Annotated in this window: 7 protein-coding genes; 1 reads left to right on the top strand and 6 read right to left on the bottom strand. The window is 44.1% G+C overall.

Features of this window, described 5'->3' with window-relative positions; genetic code table 11:
* Positions 1-23: 23 nt before the first annotated feature.
* The 3 genes from U0033_RS08875 to U0033_RS08885 all read right to left on the bottom strand — a co-directional run bounded on the left by U0033_RS08875 (position 24) and on the right by U0033_RS08885 (position 6,094).
* A complete protein-coding gene (locus tag U0033_RS08875) occupies positions 24-4,133 on the bottom strand; it encodes a carboxypeptidase-like regulatory domain-containing protein (RefSeq protein WP_083571814.1) in 4,110 nt (1,369 codons plus the stop codon).
* Between the two features lie 180 nt (positions 4,134-4,313).
* On the bottom strand, positions 4,314-5,495 hold the full coding sequence (locus U0033_RS08880) for a FecR family protein (RefSeq protein ID WP_083571815.1): 1,182 nt from the start codon (positions 5,493-5,495) through the stop codon (positions 4,314-4,316).
* Positions 5,496-5,560: 65 nt separating this feature from the next.
* The gene (locus tag U0033_RS08885) at positions 5,561-6,094 is read right to left on the bottom strand and encodes an RNA polymerase sigma-70 factor (protein WP_072364745.1); all 534 of its coding nucleotides are present in this window, start codon (positions 6,092-6,094) and stop codon (positions 5,561-5,563) included.
* A 579-nt stretch (positions 6,095-6,673) separates the two neighbouring features.
* On the opposite strand from U0033_RS08885, the gene U0033_RS08890 reads away from it, so the two are divergent.
* The gene (locus U0033_RS08890) at positions 6,674-7,657 is read left to right on the top strand and encodes a serine hydrolase domain-containing protein (protein ID WP_072364747.1); all 984 of its coding nucleotides are present in this window, start codon (positions 6,674-6,676) and stop codon (positions 7,655-7,657) included.
* Positions 7,658-7,660: 3 nt separating this feature from the next.
* Here the strand turns inward: U0033_RS08890 and U0033_RS08895 are convergent, their stop codons facing one another.
* The 3 genes from U0033_RS08895 to U0033_RS08905 are packed head-to-tail and all read right to left on the bottom strand — an operon-like array spanning position 7,661 to position 18,806.
* Positions 7,661-8,953: a KamA family radical SAM protein gene (locus tag U0033_RS08895; protein ID WP_072364749.1), complete on the bottom strand. Its 1,293-nt coding sequence runs from the start codon at positions 8,951-8,953 to the stop codon at positions 7,661-7,663.
* 26 nt (positions 8,954-8,979) lie between these two features.
* Positions 8,980-9,939, bottom strand: a complete 960-nt coding sequence (locus U0033_RS08900; protein WP_072364751.1) for a TauD/TfdA family dioxygenase — start codon at positions 9,937-9,939, stop codon at positions 8,980-8,982.
* Between the two features lie 20 nt (positions 9,940-9,959).
* A complete protein-coding gene (locus tag U0033_RS08905) occupies positions 9,960-18,806 on the bottom strand; it encodes a non-ribosomal peptide synthetase (protein WP_322518507.1) in 8,847 nt (2,948 codons plus the stop codon).
* Positions 18,807-18,821 lie beyond the last annotated feature (15 nt).

Consider the following 18,821-nt stretch of genomic DNA (forward strand, 5'->3'; position numbering starts at 1 on the left):
GCGATGCGTTTAAAAGTTCAACATTAGAGACCTATCATAAAACTGCATGAATACTGTTTGGGAACAGGCATACCCACCACGCCGCCAGAACTCACTACGGTAGGATCCAGGTGATATTTATTCTGTGTCCACATGGCCAGGTTCTGCCCCTGCAATGTCACCATAGCGCTGTTCATTTTCATTCTCTTCAGCAATTGCTGCGGGAGGCGGTAGCCGATCATCACTTCCTGCAGGCGGATAAAATTGGCAGACATAATGCTGTTAGTTGAATAGTTTGTCACAAAGGCCCGGAAGCTTCCGGCACCATCAGTAGACATCCCTGGTACGTCTGTATACAATTCATCTCCAGCTTTTTTCCATCTGTTGCGGATCAGGCTACTATTCACCAGTTCAGTGGAAGGTGTAGGAATAAATCTTTTCATTACAGCGCCCATACTAAAAGTCAGTGATGCTCTTCCGAAAAAGGAGCCCCAGCTGACTTCATGAATCAGGCCACCATTCCAGGGAGCGCGCAATACACCTGCATAGGTAAGAGAAGAAGCGACCGTTGCACTATCCAATACAGCTGTCTTCTTACCTTCTTTATCATAGATCTGGGGGTTACCTTTATTATCCAGTCCGGCCCACTTAAAAGCCCAGAGATTGCTGGTATTATAGCCATCACGATAGGCGGTAGCATAAGCATCAGTTGCCGTAAAACCTGGCGTAGGTACTGATCTGGCCACATTCGCATTGTAGGCGCCATTGAGGATGAGTGTATAAGAAAATCTTGTATGCTTTACAAGGTCCGATTTCAGGAAAAATTCTACTCCTTTATTCACGATATTGCTGTAGGCGATCTGGCTGCCCAGTCCACTGGAAGCATCTGCTGCTACAGATACGCTGCTGTTTACGCCGGAGGTTGTTCTGTTGTAATACCTCATGTCCAGCATATACTGATCATTGAGAATACCGATCCGGCCTCTGAATTCATAGTTAAGGTTTTGCGGTGGCAGTGTCGTGAACGAGCTGTTGGTAGCCATAGTATAACTACCTCCTCCTGCAACGTTAGTACTCATCATCAGGTCCAGCCCCTGGTAAGCACTGATGTTCTGTATCAGGCCTTCTGCATCAAGGGTACTGATGAGGTTTGAGTGGAAATAGGACTCTTTTGCGATATTGTATTTCAGACTTCCATTTACCTGGTTCTGACCTTCAGGAGATTTATTGTAAGATACAAGTGCCGTAAACAATCCTTTTCGCAGGTTGGCTCTTACGACAGCACTCAGGTAGTGAATCATGGCAGTGCTGTCACCCGCTGTCGTATAAACTTTACTGGTAGAACTGATCAGGCCAGTCATTCTTTGAGAATTGTAGCCTACTGATACTTCATACCGCCCCTTTCCCAATCCTACTTTTACACGCTGATAGATATTGCGGCTGGACTGACCGCTCTGCTGTGTAGGAGAATAACCACTTACCCAAATACCATAGTCTTCCCAATATAATTGCTGATACCTGCTGGTGGCATAGTTCACCGGCAGATCCGGCATTTTCGTACCTGTCAGACCGGTAGATACAGATACGTCGTCTATCCATTTATTGATCGGCGCTTTGAATAATTCAAAGTTACCTTCCACATTATAACTCGACAAGGTAGAATACGGTGTTTTCAACCCATAGCTGGGGTTCATCACACTATTGTACCGGCCCGATAAGCTGAAGCGTTTATTATATGTGTAACGCGCACCTGCGTTATAGTTGATATTCCGGGAGTTTGTATTCAGTAAATTGGCGGGTACGACCAGGTTATTCGGATACACGGTAGAACCCTGGCCGGCAAAAAGCGAATAATAGTTTAGGATGGCTGCAGCAGGATCGGGTGTTGGCAGGTAGATAGGAGCCCCTCTACCTGTCTTTGCATTATAACCATACAATACGTAATTGTTCGGGCGCCTGTAACCTACACTGGCAGCACCGCCACCGATTGACAGATCTATTTCATGTCGCCCAAAAGATATGTTGTAAGATAAGCCGGATCGCAGGTTCCATTCCTTGTTCTTACTCTTGCTCCTGTTAAGTACATCTCCGTAAGGCACATAGAATTTCACTCCATTTTCATAGTACTGGCCATACTGATTAACTAATTGCCGTACATAACTGGAGCCTTTATCATAAAATAAATCAGCAGTATTATCCTGTATCGTATTTAACAGCGAAGCACTCCATTGTAAGCCGGGTAATAATTTCCAGCTAAGGTTTAAACGGGACTGCGTTTGCAAACTTTTGTTTATGCTGCTATTGAGTCGGGCATCTTCCAGGATGTTCACGCCATTATTATAGTACCCTTTGCTCATGATAACGGCATTGGCATCCGGGTTAAAAGCAGAATAGTCATAGACATATTTATTGTTATTATCCAGCAGGAGCTGGTAAGGCTGAATTGTGAGGTTACCTGGATTCATGCTGTAACCTGCGCGACTAGTGGTATTCGCTACATATAAAGTCCAGTTAATATTGAGTTTATCCTGCAGGAGATTGAATACATTGTTTGCGTTCAGGCTGACTATTTTATTAGAGCCGTTCAGGGAGTTATCAGCATTCGTAGCATAGCCGCCAATAAAAGAGAACCTGTACTTATTTGTACCCCCGATCAATGAAAGGGAATGGTTCTGATTAAAGGCGTTTTGCTGCAGTTTGCGGAACTGGGAGGCGTTGTCCAGGTTCCTTAGGGAATCCCAGCTGGCATTGAACTTGTCAGTCGTAATGTAATTATTATGTAATTGGCTCAGTAGCCGCTGCGCAGGTGATATCTGGAATGTGTTATTTGGATTAAAGGTGTTCTGCGTGAATAATGAATCTGATTGTCTCACGTAATCCAGCACATCAGCGGAAGAAGGCAGGTATAATTTTTCCCTGTCAAACTTTGGTGCAGGCATGTAGTATAAGTTCACGGAATAGCTGACCCTGATCTCTCCTGATTTACCCTGTTTGGTTCTTACCATGATGACGCCATTGATAGCCTTAGGCCCCCATTTTACCAGTTCTTTTGGGTCTTTGATGACTTCTACTGATTCCACGTTATTCATGGGAAAATCAGACGGAAAACCTTCCCTGGGAAAACCATCTATGACGACCAGCATACCATCAGTGTTGCCGGCAAAAGAGTTAGAGCCCCGTAGCTCCGGCACCAGGGTAGTCGCAACCTGGGTAGTCATTCTTACCTGGTAAATATACCGGTTCATCCAGCTGGGGAAATTGCCGGAAAGGAAGGCATCCAGCACCAGCTGACCGTAGGTTGGATATGCTTTGAGAAACTGCTCTGGTGTAAGAAATGTCCAGCCCAGCCTTGAGTTCCAGACACCGATGCTGGTGACTTTTTTAACAGAGGTGCTCCTCGTTTGCAGACTTAATCCTGGTACGGTACCCTGCAGTACCTGCCCGAGATTCATATAACTACGGTTGGTAAGGTCTATTTGCAGGGTTGGATCTTTTACTTTTGCGGTGTTGGAGATGTTTACAGCTTCCAGTGTGGTTTCCACCTGTTCGAGGGCAATTTGCAGACGTCCCATATTAGGGGTCACCCTGATGGAATAGGGTTTAAAGCCGACATAAGAGACCGTGAGCAAGCTGCCCTTGGGGGCACCGATTACAAAATGACCTTCCCTACTGGTGGTGACGCCGGAGGGTATGCCTTGTACTTTTACAGAAGCGCCTACCAGCACGGGGCCGTCTTTGCCGGTCACTTGTCCGATGACGACGATGCTCGTATCTTCATTGACACGGGGTGCAGGATATTCTTTAGGCCTTTCGGTAATGATAATATTGCGGTCTACAATTTTGTAGGTGACCGGCTGGCCGTCGAAACAGCGGGCAAGGACTACGGACAAGGGCTGGCTGGAGAATGAAGCGGTAACCGGGCGTGTATTCTTCATTAACTCCTTCGTATATACGATACCATATCCGCTTTGCGATTTGATGGTAGCTAATACTGATTGTAAGCTGGCGTTGTTCACGCTGAAAGAAATAGATGATTGGGCAATTGCAGTGGTGGGCCGCAAATGCATCAGGAGTATAATGAGTAACACCTGATAGGTTCGGTTAATGACAATACATAGCCGTCTCCACATCCGTGAAGTAGATTTTCGATTCATAGTTGGAGGATTAAGTATCCGAAACGCTGGCCGCACGCTTACGGATTTTTTGGTTGATTATTGGTTTAGACTAACTCCTGGACTTATTTTTTCGATGTTTGGTTTTAGTTGCCTGGTTGTTTAAAATTCAGTGCTGTTTTGCTGAGATGAATGTTGGCTTTAATTAACTTCTTTCTGACACTATCTGAACGGCAAAACAGTCACGACATCTCCATCAATTTTAAATCTGGCCGACTTCGTCAGCATAATCATCTCCAGTATTTTCTTTAAAGGCACATCCCTGCTTATTTCAACAGTCAGACCTGTGGCGGCTTTGAAATCCCCGGCATACATGACATCTACATTATACCATCGCGCCAGTTCTTCCATAATATCCCTGAGATCTGCATCCCTTAATATAATCTGTTTATTCTTCCAGGCAATTACCTGTTCTACATCTGCATTTGTGATACTCAATCCACCGTTACCTGATCTCGCCATTTGTCCGGGTTGTAACACCTGGCCCTTACTACCTGTTGGCGCTACCCGCACTGCACCATTTACCAGTGTGGTATAAGTAATAGCCGCCTTGTAAGCTTTCACATCGAATTCGGTGCCTAAAACCTGTATAGCGGTTCCATTTGCATTCACAATAAATGGCCGTTGCGGGTCATGAGTGACTTCAAAATACGCTTCCCCTGTTAGTTCCACTGCACGTTGCTTTCCTGAAAACCGGTTCGGGAAGCGGATAGCAGAAGCTGCATTCAACCACACCACCGTACCATCGTTCAATACTAATTTATATTCCCCTCCTTTCGGCGTAATCAGTGTATTATAAGACGGCTGTTCTTTCGCATTGTGCCTTGCCTGGAACGACAATACACCTTGTTGTTGCTGCACCTGTACATCTTTTCCTTCTGTAAAACTTGAATCTCCATCTTTATCTAACCCGATCGTACTGCCATTTGCCATTACAAGGCGGGCCTTTGATGTACCAGGAGGTACTTCATTGCCAATGACGACCATTTCCATCTCTGTTGCAGGTGGTGTAAGGACTTTCAAATATTGTAAGCCAACAGCGATGATCATTAAAACTGCTGCTGCGACAGCACCATATATAAAGAAGTGTCGTTTCTTATTCTTATTGATCTTATGATGAATGGTGTCAATCACGGCCTCCATATCATAACTCCGCAGCGGGGTGCTGGCCCATTCACTCGCCTGCCCTTGCAGGATCTCAGCCCACAGTGCTTTATTCCTTTCGGATAGGTTGATCCATTCATCTAATGCGGCCTGCTCATCTGGTGTGATTTCACCGGCAATGTATTTTTTTACAAGGGTAGCGATCTGAAATGGCAATTCTAATGGTGGTTGGCTCATCATTCAACAGATTACGATATAATAACACCAAACAGGTGTGGTTCGTCTAAAGGGTCTGAAAAAATATTTTATACCATCAGCAAGAGCAATGTAAAAGCCCCGCTGGACAAGGTTTTCTTTAATAAAGAAAGGCCCCTGGCTTTTTGATTACGGACAGTGCTTTCAGTAATATCCAGCAGTTTGGCGATTTCGTCGGTCGATTTACCTTCCTGGAAGCTAAGTTTTATAACTTTTTTACATTGTTCCGGCAGGGTATTGATGGCAAGGTCGATTTCTCTCCATACTTCTGCAAGGATGATATTATTGGTGATTTCGTCTTCTGAGACGGGGCTGAGTGGGATGGTTTCTTCCCGTTGTTGTTTACGTTTGGTATCGCGGATGTAATTGAGACAACGGTTTTTGGCGGCCAGGTACAGGAAGTTTCTGATGCTGGTGTCGTTGTCAAAGTTTTTTCCCTGTTCCCATAGTTTTACAAAGACATCCTGGGCTATTTCCTGTGCTACAGCATGGTTGTCGATAATTTTTTCTGCGAAAAAGACAATTGCCGGGTAATATTTTTTTACCACGCTATTAAATTCAAGTGTTCTTGCTGTCCCAAACATATAAACTGCCTTGCGGTCAAAATACAAAAAGAATGGTATTTTTTGAAGGATTTTATGAAAGTAAAGGTAGATGATCGTTGGTGGGAGGACTCAAGGTCAAACATTGCTAAAGCAAAAAGTCTCACATTGCTGTAAGCCTTTTTCCCGTGATCCCGGTGGTACAAAACTCGAACTTATTTATGTTTGATTTACGAAAATTAGCCGAAACAACCAATTTCAATCAAAAATTGTCAAAATAACATCATAATCAGCTTATATCTTAATGAAGAGCACAGAGATCTCAAAAATTTTAATCAAACGCGGGCGAAAAAAGGGGAGCTTACAATATCACAGCTATCTATTAAATTTGGTGGCTGGGTTGATGGTAAAAATATAAATGGTGTCTCATTGGTAAATGATATTTTTTGCAACGATAGCATATAACTCAGCACCGTCAGAAAAAACATCTCTTCCCAATGAGATTCATTCATTTAAAAGATCGATGACACAGTTTATTTTACAGTGCCCAAAAGTATAATTTTATAGCATAAAAAGCTTGCTGTTTCTGCCAGAAAACAATTACCCGAATAACTTTCACCCATGGATGCGCTAATAACCCACATTACTGAAAATAAATACGCGAATCTTTATAGTCTTCTCATTTATCACAGCAATACAATTATCTATGAAAATTATTTTTCGGGTCACTCTGCTGACTCATTGTTTGATATCAGGTCCTCTTTTAAATCAATCCTGTCATTATTGGTAGGCATTTCTCTGGATCAAGGGCATATCCATAGTCTTGATGACAAAGTCTCATTGTATTTTGACGATACCAGGTATGCGCCCTTTTTTACCGGGAGGAAAAGGGATATTACCGTACGGCACCTGCTGACTATGAAATCGGGCCTCATTTGCGAGGAGTTTTTTTCTTCCCATGATTGTGAAACACCTATGGAGAAAAGTGATAACTGGATTACTTTCTGCATGGAAAGGCCTTTGGCAAACAAGCCCGGTCATCAATGGTCATATGGCACCTGCAATACGCTTATTGCCGGTGCACTAATCGAAGTTGCTGCGGGAATATCACTTGGAACATTCGCAGCCAGGTATCTTTTTACTCCTCTCGGGATCAATGACTACAAATGGACCAGGGATCCTTCCGGCAACTACATGTCCGGCGGTTCCTTCTTTATGCGGGCGCCGGATATGCTTAAAATAGGGCAACTGATGTTAGGCAATGGTAGCTTCTCGCATCAGCGTATCATTTCGGGCGAATACCTGGCCCTTGCAACATCTCCTATCAATAAAATACCTTCTTTTTCTTTTGTTGGTCAAAGCGGGCTTAAGGATATTTCCTGCAAGCCAGCTTATTATGGCTTCTATTGGTATACCGAATCTGTTAAAGTGGGTAAACGTTTTTATACATGTCAGTTTACTTCAGGCAATGGAGGGCAGTATTTGCTGCTGATCAGGGAACTGGCTTTGGTTGTTGTTTGTACACAAGGGAATTTTGATTCCCCACGTGCCAAACAGTTTTTTGAATTGCTGATTCAACAGATTATCCCGGCAGTACTTCAATAGATATTATACTGTAACCTCAAGATTCCTGGCATGTTCAAAGTAACGCTCTTCATATTTATCAATGGTGGCGAGATCCGAAAACCATTTAGGATTATTGATAATCTCCCGGCCCTTAAATACTTTGTAGGCAAGTCCCGGGTCGCGGTGCTGGAGGTAACGTAAGTAAAACACATCATCCACACAATCAAGTAATTCGATCTTACCATGCAGCGCCGACATCACCGGTCCTTTTGCGGTACGGCAAATACCACTTAGTTTTTGAATTGCATTCTTATAAATATGCAGGGCAGTTCTCAGATCCTCTGCAAAATGATGTTGCGCTCCTGTATCTCTCGGCAAAAACATGTAATAAGGGATCAACCCCAATTGTACCTGCCGCTCCCACATTTCCGCCCATATCTCACTTTTATTGTTGATAGTTCTGAGTAAAGGGGCCTGTGTCCTGATCTCAGCACCTGTAGATCGCAGATTTTTAATTGCTTCTACCACAATATCAGGTTTCAATTCTGCGGGATGATTAAAATGGGACATAATAGCAAGATGTTTCCCGCTTTCCGTTACCTTGCGAAGTATTTGAAGTACATCCTTATACCCTTCTTCCGCCGTAAACTTAAATGGCCAGAAAGTGAGAGATTTAGTACCTATCCTGATATTACGCAAACTTTTCACCTGCAACAGTGCGTCGATATACCTGGAAAGTATTTGAGGACCCATTACCATAGGATCTCCCCCTGTCAGCAACACATCCGTAATCTGCGGATTGTAATTAAGATACCTGATCAGCGAATCGATTTCCTTTGATTGAAACTTTAATTCTGCATTGGATATAAACTGTGGCCAACGGAAACAAAAAGTGCAATATGCGTGACATGTCTGACTATGACTGGGGAAGTACAACACCGTATTTCTATATTTATGTTGAAGGCCTTCCAGTCGTATTCCATTTTCATATGGTACATTAAAAGATGTTTGACCTGCCGGATGAGGATTGAGTGTATCCCGGACCTGATCTACTAATTCTGCAAATTCAGCTTTTGAGAGATGGACTCTTCCCCACTTCAATTTATCGTAGTGCTCTTCTGTGAGCATCCCCCGGTGAGGAAAGTTTAACCTGAATATCGGATCATCAATCCCTCTTTCCCAGTCGATGAGATTATCCAGCACATAGTTATTTGTCTTGAACGGATATATTTCACCAACAATTTTGACATCCTCAATAATTTCCTTATCCATCTTTTGCAGATGGGGAATAGATTCCAGGGCACTAATATTGTATGATTTATATTTGGGTACCATAACAATTGAATTAAAATGATCTTCAGTTACGCCATTGAGGCAAGTATCTTCCTGTTTCCGCGATAGGGCAGCCTTCCGTGTAAAGAGGCCATATTGTCTACAATTAACAGATCGCCCTTTTCCCAACTTACCGGAATCGTTACTTCATCCAGTACCTGAATAATTTCCTGAATATATTCCAGCGGAATTTCTGTTCCGTCGCCAAATGTGGCATACATAGGCAAGTTCTCTTTAATACCATTGTTCATAGCCAATAATGCTTCATAAACTTCTGCCCCGTATATCTGCGGATAGAACTGATCTACCTGATTGAACCACAATTCTTCATTTGTCTGAGGATGGAGTCTTATTGCGGGTCTTGTCTGGATAAACCTTCCTGTTCCGTCCTTACGCCATTCAACGGTAATATTATGTTTGGCACAATATTCATTGACAAAATTTTTGTCTTCTGATTCAAATGCTTCCTGCCAGGAAGGACCTAATCCCTGACCTTTATGAAGGTTTCTTATATAGGTAATCCCTTTTGTTCTGAAATCATTTACCAGCGAAACATTCAGCTTTTCAAGTACCTGTTTACAATCCCCCACGGTTGTTTCTCCACCTTCATCTGGCCGCACCACACAACAGAAGCAGATAACCGCTGGCCATTCTCCGCTGTAGGAGAATTCTGTATGCAGTTGTATGATAGACCCTGCATCGTATTCCGAGGCATTATATACGGTAGAGGTATATTTACCTCTGCTGGAGTTGCCATCCAGAAAACTCTTGGTTGATGGATATAACTCCTGCATCAGGTATTGAAACTTATCCGCAGAATCGATATTCAAACCCTTTATCCATAGCGCGCCCGAGTCTAGCACACGCTGGTATACCGGGCTTTCTTCTGTGCGTGCCCAGGCAATAAAATCATCAACAGTTGTTTGTTCATCAAACCGCAGCACCATAGGAAGTGCCTGTTCATTAATTGTTTTTTCTTGCAGATGCATATGTTAAGTGTTTTAAGTGTTTACAAGCCCGCTTTTATAACCTCTTTAATATTATCATGCTGCTGTAGCGCTTCATAAATTTTATCGATATTCTCATCCAGTTCTAGGCTTTCGTAGTGGTCGCCGGATAAATAGTAATGTGTAAACGCATTAACGGTAAACTCATTCCAGTCTTCCATACTAAGGAAGTCCTTACTCATATTCTCCTTCGACTTAAATGCGATCAGCTTTCCTTTTATACTTCCTTTTTGCTGATATTTTTCTGTCAGCTTGATATTATTATTCCAGTTGATGGTGATATCATTCAGATAGGATATGGCAGGATCGATCATTTTGATCTTGTCAAGAAACTGATTGATATCTTCGTGTTCTGCGGAAGCCGTTTTAAGTCCAAGGAAAGATCTACGTTTGATTACCGGGCGGTCTATAACAAGCAACGTAGTTTCAAAACCTTCCTGTTCCAGCATTTTTGCGACCTCAAACGCCACTGTTGCACCGTAGGAGAATCCCATCAACCGTACTTTTTTCTCCGTTGCATGTTCAATAATCTGATTGGCAAAAAGTCTTACTTTTTCGTTTAATGTAAGATCTATTTTCTCCGCCTGGTCAAAGCCTGCATCCTGCAGTCCATAACAGTTATAGCAGCCACTCAGGGTATTAGCTATTTTTTTGTACACTAATGGCGAGCCTATGAGTGGTGGCAGCAAATACAATGCGGGTCTCCCGGCCTGGTGCTGGTCTATTGCTACTATCAATGCCGGCTCATGATGCCTGTTGGTTGCAGATAGAATAGCGGCCTGCGCCCCAATGGTTGGATTTTGCATAAACGAGCCCAATGTGAGCCTGCAATGGAATGCTTTAAATATTCTTGATATTACCTGGATAGCCCGCAGGGAATGTCCACCAATCTCGAAAAAGTTATCATCCACTCCAATTTGTTGTTTACCCAGTACATCTTCCCATATGCGGGCCAGTGTCTGTTCTGTAGCTGTTTCCGGTGCACGGTAAATCTGTCGCAGTGCTTCCGGCGCCGGCAGTGATTTACGGTCTATCTTACCGTTACCCGTAAGTGGCAGCTGCTCCAGTTCCATGAAATAGGCAGGAATCATATATTGTGGCAACCGGGTTTGCAGCCAGGATCGTACAGATGCTGCCGATACTGCCTTATCGACCGTATAATAGGCTACCAGTGACTTTTCTGTTCCTTTATTGTATACAGTTACTATTGCCTGACGAAGTAAACCTGATGAAAGCAGGCTTTCTTCAATCTCTCCAAGCTCTATGCGATAACCGCTGATCTTTACCTGATTATCTTTACGGCCATAGAATACTACTTCTCCATCAGCAGTCCAGCTCGCGATATCTCCTGTCCGGTATAATTTACCCCGGCCATAAGGATCGACGATGAAACGGTCCTGCGTCAGTAAGTCATTGTTCAGGTATCCTGCCGCAACTCCGTCTCCGGCTATACATAACTCTCCCGGCACTCCTACCGGTTGTAATTGCTGATGACCATCCAGTATATAGAGTTGGGTATTGGCCAACGGGCGGCCGATAAGAGGAGATTGTTCCGTACTCGTTACCTCCAGTGCTGTAGAAAATATCGTGGTTTCTGTTGGACCATACATGTTCCATACACGGCCTGTAAGATGCAGCAGCTGCCGGATCAGGCCTTCTGTCATCGCTTCACCTCCGGAGATGACCTGCAGGCCTGCACGGCCCTTCCAGCCACTCTGCAACAACAGATTCCACATCCCGGGGGTTGCCTGCAGTATTGTGGCCTCACTACTGTTAAGTAAAGCACTCAGCTGGTCTGGCATGTTGCAGACATCATTACCTGCTAATATCAATCGGCAACCCATGGTCAGCGGGAGCAACAGCTCTACAACTGACATATCAAAAGTATAGGTCGTAATTGCCACCAAACGGTCGGCCATACTCACACCCAGTTTCTCTTTAATATAGCACAGTACATTTACGACTCCTTTATGTGGCACCAGTACTCCTTTCGGACGCCCGGTAGAACCGGAGGTATAGATGACATAAGCAATATCTTCCGGATGAATTTTAACGGCAACACCAGCTGCATTATAACCATTAAGGGTACTTTCTTCACTGAGGTTCAGTACAGCAACTCTTCCCTCATCGGAAAGGGTGGTATTATCTGTAAGGATAAGCCGCAGCTGACTGTCTGCTATAATATATTCCAGCCTGTCTGCCGGATGCGTCGGGTCCAGTGGCACATAACCTGCTCCTGATTTCAGGATCCCCAGTATACCGATGACCAGGTATTCATTACGTGTGGTGCTGATACCTATCAATTCATTGCCTGTGATGCCATGAACACCCACCAGCCTGTCTGCAAGCTGATTAGACAAGCTATCCAGTTCCCGGAAAGAAAACGTTTTCCCCTCGCTGACAAGTGCTGTTTCATCAGGATGAAGGGATGCCTGTTGTACAAAACAGCTCACAAGATCCTGCCTGTTTAAATCCCAGGCTTTACTGGTTTCATTGAATACCTTCAGCAGCTGGACCTGCTCTGCTTCAGGAATATAATTAAGATGACCTATCGCCTTTTCCGGTGCCTGAAGGATTTCTTCCAGCAAACATTGCATATGAGTGGCCATACGCTCTATCCGTGCACGGCTATATATATCTGTGTCATATTCTATCCGGAAATTCATTCTGCCGTCTACCAATACAAAGAAAAAAGTAAGATCAAACTTACTTACCTCTTGCTGTACTGGTAGGTTTTCCCCGGTAAGTCCTTTCATATCAGCGCCCTCTTCTCCTTCTTCACTTTTCTGCCATACCACCATTACATCAAACAAAGGCGAGCGGCTCATGTCACGCCTTACTCCCAGCTCTTCTATCAATAAATCAAAAGGATAAGCCTGATGGGAAAAAGCATCAATGGTTGTTGATCTGACCTGGTCCAGAACATGAATAAAACTATCTCTTTCTTCCAGCTGATAGCGCAGAGCCAGCGTATTGAGATAATAGCCAATCTGATCTTCCAGATCGGGGTGATCACGACCAGTCACCGGTGTACCTATTATGATATCCTGCTGGCCGCTGTAACGATATAAAAGAATAGCAACCAACGAGAGTATCCCCATAAATGGTGTAACCTGCTTGTCCTGAATTATTTGGCGGAACATCCGGCTTTGTTCTGGTGTGAAATTACTTCGCAACAGTGCTCCGCGGTGCTTCTGAACAGCGGGGCGGGGATAATCAGCGGGCAACTCCAACACGGGCAATTCTCCTTCAAAAAGAGACAACCAATATTGACGATCCTGCGAGAATGATTTTTTGGCTAATTCCTGCTGTTGCCATCCGGCATAATCTTTATACTGAACCGGTAATTCAGCAAGTGTTGGCACACTCCCTGCTACATAGGAATTATAGCAGCTAATCACTTCTTTTACCAAAACCTGTACCGACCACTCATCAGAAATAATATGATGCATGCAACATACCAGCAAATGACTGTCCGGGGATTCTCTCAGCAATTCCACCCGGAAAAGCGGCCCCTGTTCAAGATCAAAAACCTTTTCGCAAATGTCTGCGGCATGTGCAATAGCATAATCAACTGGAGAAGTAAAGGAGCTAAAGTCATGAAATACCAGGTCTATCCCGCATTCTTCTGCTTCCAGTATCCGTTGTCTGGGCGCTCCTTTTTCCAGGATAAATGTGGTGCGTAAACTTTCGTGACGGGCAACCAAATAGCGGAATGCTGCACGTAATGCGGCAAGATCTACATCTCCATTCAGCCTGTAATGCATGGAAATATTATAGGCCACCGACTGATCTTCCAGCTGGTTGATGACCCATAAGCGCCGTTGTGCATGCGAAAGTTCATAATCCGGCTGCTTAGCAATCCGCGGAATAGATCCTGCAAAAGTTTGCCGGGATGCCTCTACTAAAGCTACCAGCTGAGATAGCACGGAGCAGGTGAAAATATCACGTAGATTCAACTTAACAGACAGCTCACGGGCGATACGATGATTCACCTGTATAGCAGTCAGCGAATGACCTCCTATCTCAAAAAAATCATCATCAAGACTAATACGTTCCTTACCTAACACTTCCTCCCAAATGCGGGCAATTGACTTTTCTGTGGCAGTACCGGCTGCACGATAGGCCTTTGATCGGGAAAGCGGGGCCGGCAGAGACATACGGTCAATCTTCCCGTTAGTGGTCAACGAAAACTGTTCCAGCTGCATAAAATGAGTTGGTATCATATACTGCGGCAAACGCCCCTGCAGATGAATACGCAGCGTATCAACAGCTACAGGCTTATCTGCTGTATAGTAAGCCACAACAGACTTCGCAGTACCTGCATCATAAACCGCAGCGACTACCTGACTAAGCAAACCTGAAGAAATCAGGCTTTCTTCAATCTCTCCCAGCTCTATACGATATCCCCGGATCTTAACCTGATTATCCCTGCGTCCGTAAAAGATAATTTCCCCGGTGCTTGTCCACCCAGCGATGTCGCCGGTACGGTATAATCTTCCTTCGCCATAAGGATTTGAAATAAAACGTTCATCCGTCAGCACATCATTGTGCAGATATCCTTTAGCAAGTCCTTCACCAGCGATACATAACTCACCTGGCACTCCTGGCGGTAGCAACTGTTGATGTTCATCCAGGATATAAATCTTCATATTAGCAATAGGGGTACCAATCACACGTACATCAGCACTAACATTAACAGGGGCCACCACACAACCTACTGTTGCCTCCGTTGGCCCATATTCGTTAAAGATGCGGACATCGGAACTTGTCATCCCGGAGAGGCGTGCAATATGGGAGCTTGTCAATTCCTCTCCACCAACAATGATAACTTCCAGATCACGAAGATCAGCACCTATACTATGTAATAATTCGATATGAGCAGGAGTGATCTTCAGCGCATTAATACCGGGTTCGCGGAACATGAGATCCAATGCGTCCAGCAAGTTTGTTTGAGGATATAGCCGCACTGCATCACCCCTGTAAAGGCCGCCCAGTAAACTTGTCACAGTTAAATCAAATGAAATCGAGGTAAAAACGGGGAAGACATAGGTTTTTCCAGGTTTAAAATAATAGTTATTCGCCCAGCTGATATAGTTGATTACTGCATGATGCTGCAATATTACTCCCTTAGGACGGCCTGTTGAACCAGAAGTATAGATCACATATGCTATATCTGCAGGTTCTGGCAAAACAGGCATATCAACAGGGTCGTAACCACTCAAAACATCTTCGCCACTCAAATCCAAGACTTCTGTATTATTAAAGAGCTGCGTTGCATCATCTGTCAGTACCAGGTCAAGCTTACTATCTTCAATAATATAATTCAGCCGGTCTGCGGGATATACAGGATCTAGCGGAACGTATGCTCCGCCTGCTTTCAAAATACCCAGTATACCAATCATGAGGAATTCATTACGAGCAGTGCTGATACCTATGAGTTGATTTCTTTTAACACCATGTGCCTTGCGAAGTCTATCTGCCAGCTGATTTGAAAGGGCATTCAGCTCACGGAATGAAAGTATTTTCCCGTCACGGATAAGTGCGGTTTTATTTGGATTTAGTGACACCTGTTTTGCGAAGCAGCTCACCAAATCCGGTGGGTTTAATTGCCAGTCAAAATTAGTATTATTAAAGGTATGCAGCACCAGATGCTGTTCTGTGGCGGGAATATATTGCAGGACCTTAACCGCAGCCATTGGCGTCTGTAATACGGTATGTAAAAGTTCTTTCAGATGAGCTGCCATTTGTTCAATACGCTCTTTCCTGAATAATGCAGTATCATATTCTATCTGAAAATCAATTATACCTTTATTAATTTCGAAGAAAAATGTAAGATCAAACTTGCTCACAACATCATGGAGATGTACATTTTCAATTTCAAGATCATCCAGATCAGGCAGTGTTTCTGCCTGCTGCCCGTTCTGCCAGACCACCATGACATCAAACAATGGTGATCTACCCGGGTCTCTTCCCAAACCTAATTCTTCCACCAGCAGATCAAAAGGATATGATTGATGTGCATATGCATTTATGATAGTTGCTTTAACCCTCTCCAGCACTTCCATAAAACTATCTTCCCCTGTAATATGGTTTCGTAATGCCAGTGTATTCAGATAATATCCGATCTGATTTTCCAGATCCGGATGATCCCGGCCAGCTACCGGGGTACCAGTTATGAGATCAGACTGACCTGTATAACGATACAATAAAATGTTGACCAATGCACTTAGCCCTATGAATGGTGTCAATTCCTTTTCCTGCAGTAATTGCTGAAATGCCTGGCTGTCGTTTTCTACAAAGCATGAGCGTAATACGGCTCCCTGATGAAGCTTTTCGGTAGAACGGGTATAATCCAATGGTAAATCTAATACGGGCAAGTCCCCTTCAAACTGTTTCAGCCAATATTGCCGGTGGTGAGAAAATAGTTGCTCCGATAATGCTGACTGTTGCCATACTGCATAATCTTTATATTGAATCGGAAGTGCCTCAAATTTGGGTTCATTACCTTCTGACAGCGCATTATAGGAATTGATAATTTCCCGTAGCATAACGCCCATCGACCATTCATCAGAGATTATATGATGGATCGACAAAATCAGCAGATATTCTTTTTTGGCTATTTTCAACAGTTCTGTCCGAAACAGCGGACCGTTGGTAAGATCAAAAGGTTCTGCAGCAATTCTGGCCGCCTGTTCATAGGCCTGCGCCTCCGTATTTGTTCCGGTAAAAGAGCGCACTACCAATCCTGTTCCTGATGCATCCACGGGAAGAATACGCTGCAATAACTCTTCTCCCTGCAAAAAGAAAACAGTTCGCAAACTTTCATGCCGTTCAAACAAACGCTGAAATGCTCCGGCTAAGGCGGCTATATCTAACATCCCCCGAATTTTATATACCGGAACAATATTATAGGCCACTGATTGTTCAGGCAATTGACTTAACAGCCACAAACGTTTCTGAGAATTGGATAGAGGATAACTATCCCGCTCACCGGCCCTGGGTATGGCACTATAAGCATCAATATGCTTCTGACCAATAAATTCGGCCAGTTTCCGGAGAACCGGGTTGCCAAATATATCAGCAATGGTGAGCTGAACATCCAATTCTTTATATACCCTGGTAACCACCTGTATTGCTTTGAGAGATGAACCACCGGCGTTAAAGAAATTATCTTCCCTGCCTATGACACTTACTCCCAACACGCTTCGCCATACATTAGCCAGCTGTTCTTCCAACCCTGGCCGCGGTTCTTCGTGACCCGCTTTCAAAAGTATTTCCATAGGTTTGGGCAGTGCTTTCTTATCTACTTTGCCGTTCATGTTCAACGGAAAACTATCCATCCATACATAATATACCGGCAAAAGGGATGGATTTAAATCAGCAGCCAACAATGCACGCAGCTGCTCAGGCATATAGCGGTCGCCGGTATAGTAGCAAATTAAATCCTGTTGAAAATCCTCCGTAGTATGTACCACCAATTCAGCACGCATGATCCCCTTTTGCTGCAATAGCACGGAACGTACATGTTCCAGTTCAATCCTGACACCATTAATTTTTACCTGCTCATCCCTACGGCCAAGAATTTCAAGATTACCGTCACTGCGGTAACGCCCCAAATCTCCGGTACGCCAGACAAGATCTGTTTCATTACTCTCCAATGGATTCTGAACAAGATGATGTTCATTCAATAAAGGATCCGTATATCCTTTACTGATGAAAGGGCTCTTAATATAGACCTCTCCTATTTCGCCACTGATACAAAGACTATTATTATTAACAACAGCTATCATCGTATTGCTAACCGGCAATCCTACCGGCAACACTTCTCCCGCCTGCCAGTCCCAGTGATCAATATGAAAACAGGTTTTCAGTATCGTCGTTTCTGTTAATCCGTACAAATTAGACAGACGTGCTGCTGTACCATTGGCGGCTTTCCAGTTTAGTACATCCCTCCCGTATAAACGCTCTCCGGCCAGCACCACATAACGCAACGCTGTAAACGGCTGCCCGGACTCCTGCAGGCTGCCGGTAATCAAACGGAAAACAGAAGGTACCGTCTGCAGCAGCGTGATCTCTTCACTTCGTAACCATTCCACTAACAGCGCAGGATTGTTTTTTATGTTGCTTTCAGGCATACAGATGGTAGCCCCTCCGATAAGGCCTGTCAGTATATCTTTCAGTGAGGCATCAAAAGTCATTGGTGCCAGCTGGCTTATCCGGAAACTACCATCTATCCCCCATTCCCGCTGATGCCAATGAATATAATGGCTAAGCGATGTATGAGAACCTATTATTCCCTTGCTTCTACCCGTAGACCCTGAAGTATAAAAAACATAGGCACTGTTAAATTCACTATACGACAGATCTACATTGGAAGTACTGAAAACAGGATGCTCCTTCTGATCCTGATGATACACAGTCAATGGCAATACAGCAGCTGCAGGGTTATCAATCACCATCAGTGTAGCAACTTTAACCCCATGTCTGGTTAAAAACTGTTGTAGCCCTGCCACATGTGTAGCAGTGGTGATGATAGCTTTCATACCGGTATCTTCCATCACCTGCAATAGCTGCTGCGCTGCCTGGTCTGCCGACATTGGCACATATACGGCTCCCGCCTTAAAGCACGCTAACAGGGCAACCACCTGCAAAGGACCACCGCCGGCATAAACACCAACCGTACTTTCATTTCCGCAGTCAAAAGACAATAGTCCATGGGAAAGCTGGTTAGCGTAACTATTCAGTGCTTCATAAGTTAAACGAAGGCCATAACCGGACAGCGCTATCCTGTTCGCATATTCCCCTATCCGTTGTTCTATTAATGTATGAATGAGTTTATTATTCATGGTGTTGCCATTTAA

Source organism: Chitinophaga sancti (assembly GCF_034424315.1).
In the GTDB taxonomy this organism is placed as follows: Bacteria; Bacteroidota; Bacteroidia; order Chitinophagales; family Chitinophagaceae; genus Chitinophaga; species Chitinophaga sancti.

What these genes read in the sequence shown, in the direction of transcription:
- U0033_RS08875 (WP_083571814.1), bottom strand. Translation starts at nt 4,133, where the DNA reads ATGAATCGAAAATCTACTTCACGGATGTGGAGACGGCTATGTATTGTC.
- U0033_RS08885 (WP_072364745.1), bottom strand. Translation starts at nt 6,094, where the DNA reads ATGTTTGGGACAGCAAGAACACTTGAATTTAATAGCGTGGTAAAAAAA.
- U0033_RS08895 (WP_072364749.1), bottom strand. Translation starts at nt 8,953, where the DNA reads ATGGTACCCAAATATAAATCATACAATATTAGTGCCCTGGAATCTATT.
- U0033_RS08880 (WP_083571815.1), bottom strand. Translation starts at nt 5,495, where the DNA reads ATGATGAGCCAACCACCATTAGAATTGCCATTTCAGATCGCTACCCTT.
- U0033_RS08890 (WP_072364747.1), top strand. Translation starts at nt 6,674, where the DNA reads ATGGATGCGCTAATAACCCACATTACTGAAAATAAATACGCGAATCTT.
- U0033_RS08905 (WP_322518507.1), bottom strand. Translation starts at nt 18,806, where the DNA reads ATGAATAATAAACTCATTCATACATTAATAGAACAACGGATAGGGGAA.
- U0033_RS08900 (WP_072364751.1), bottom strand. Translation starts at nt 9,939, where the DNA reads ATGCATCTGCAAGAAAAAACAATTAATGAACAGGCACTTCCTATGGTG.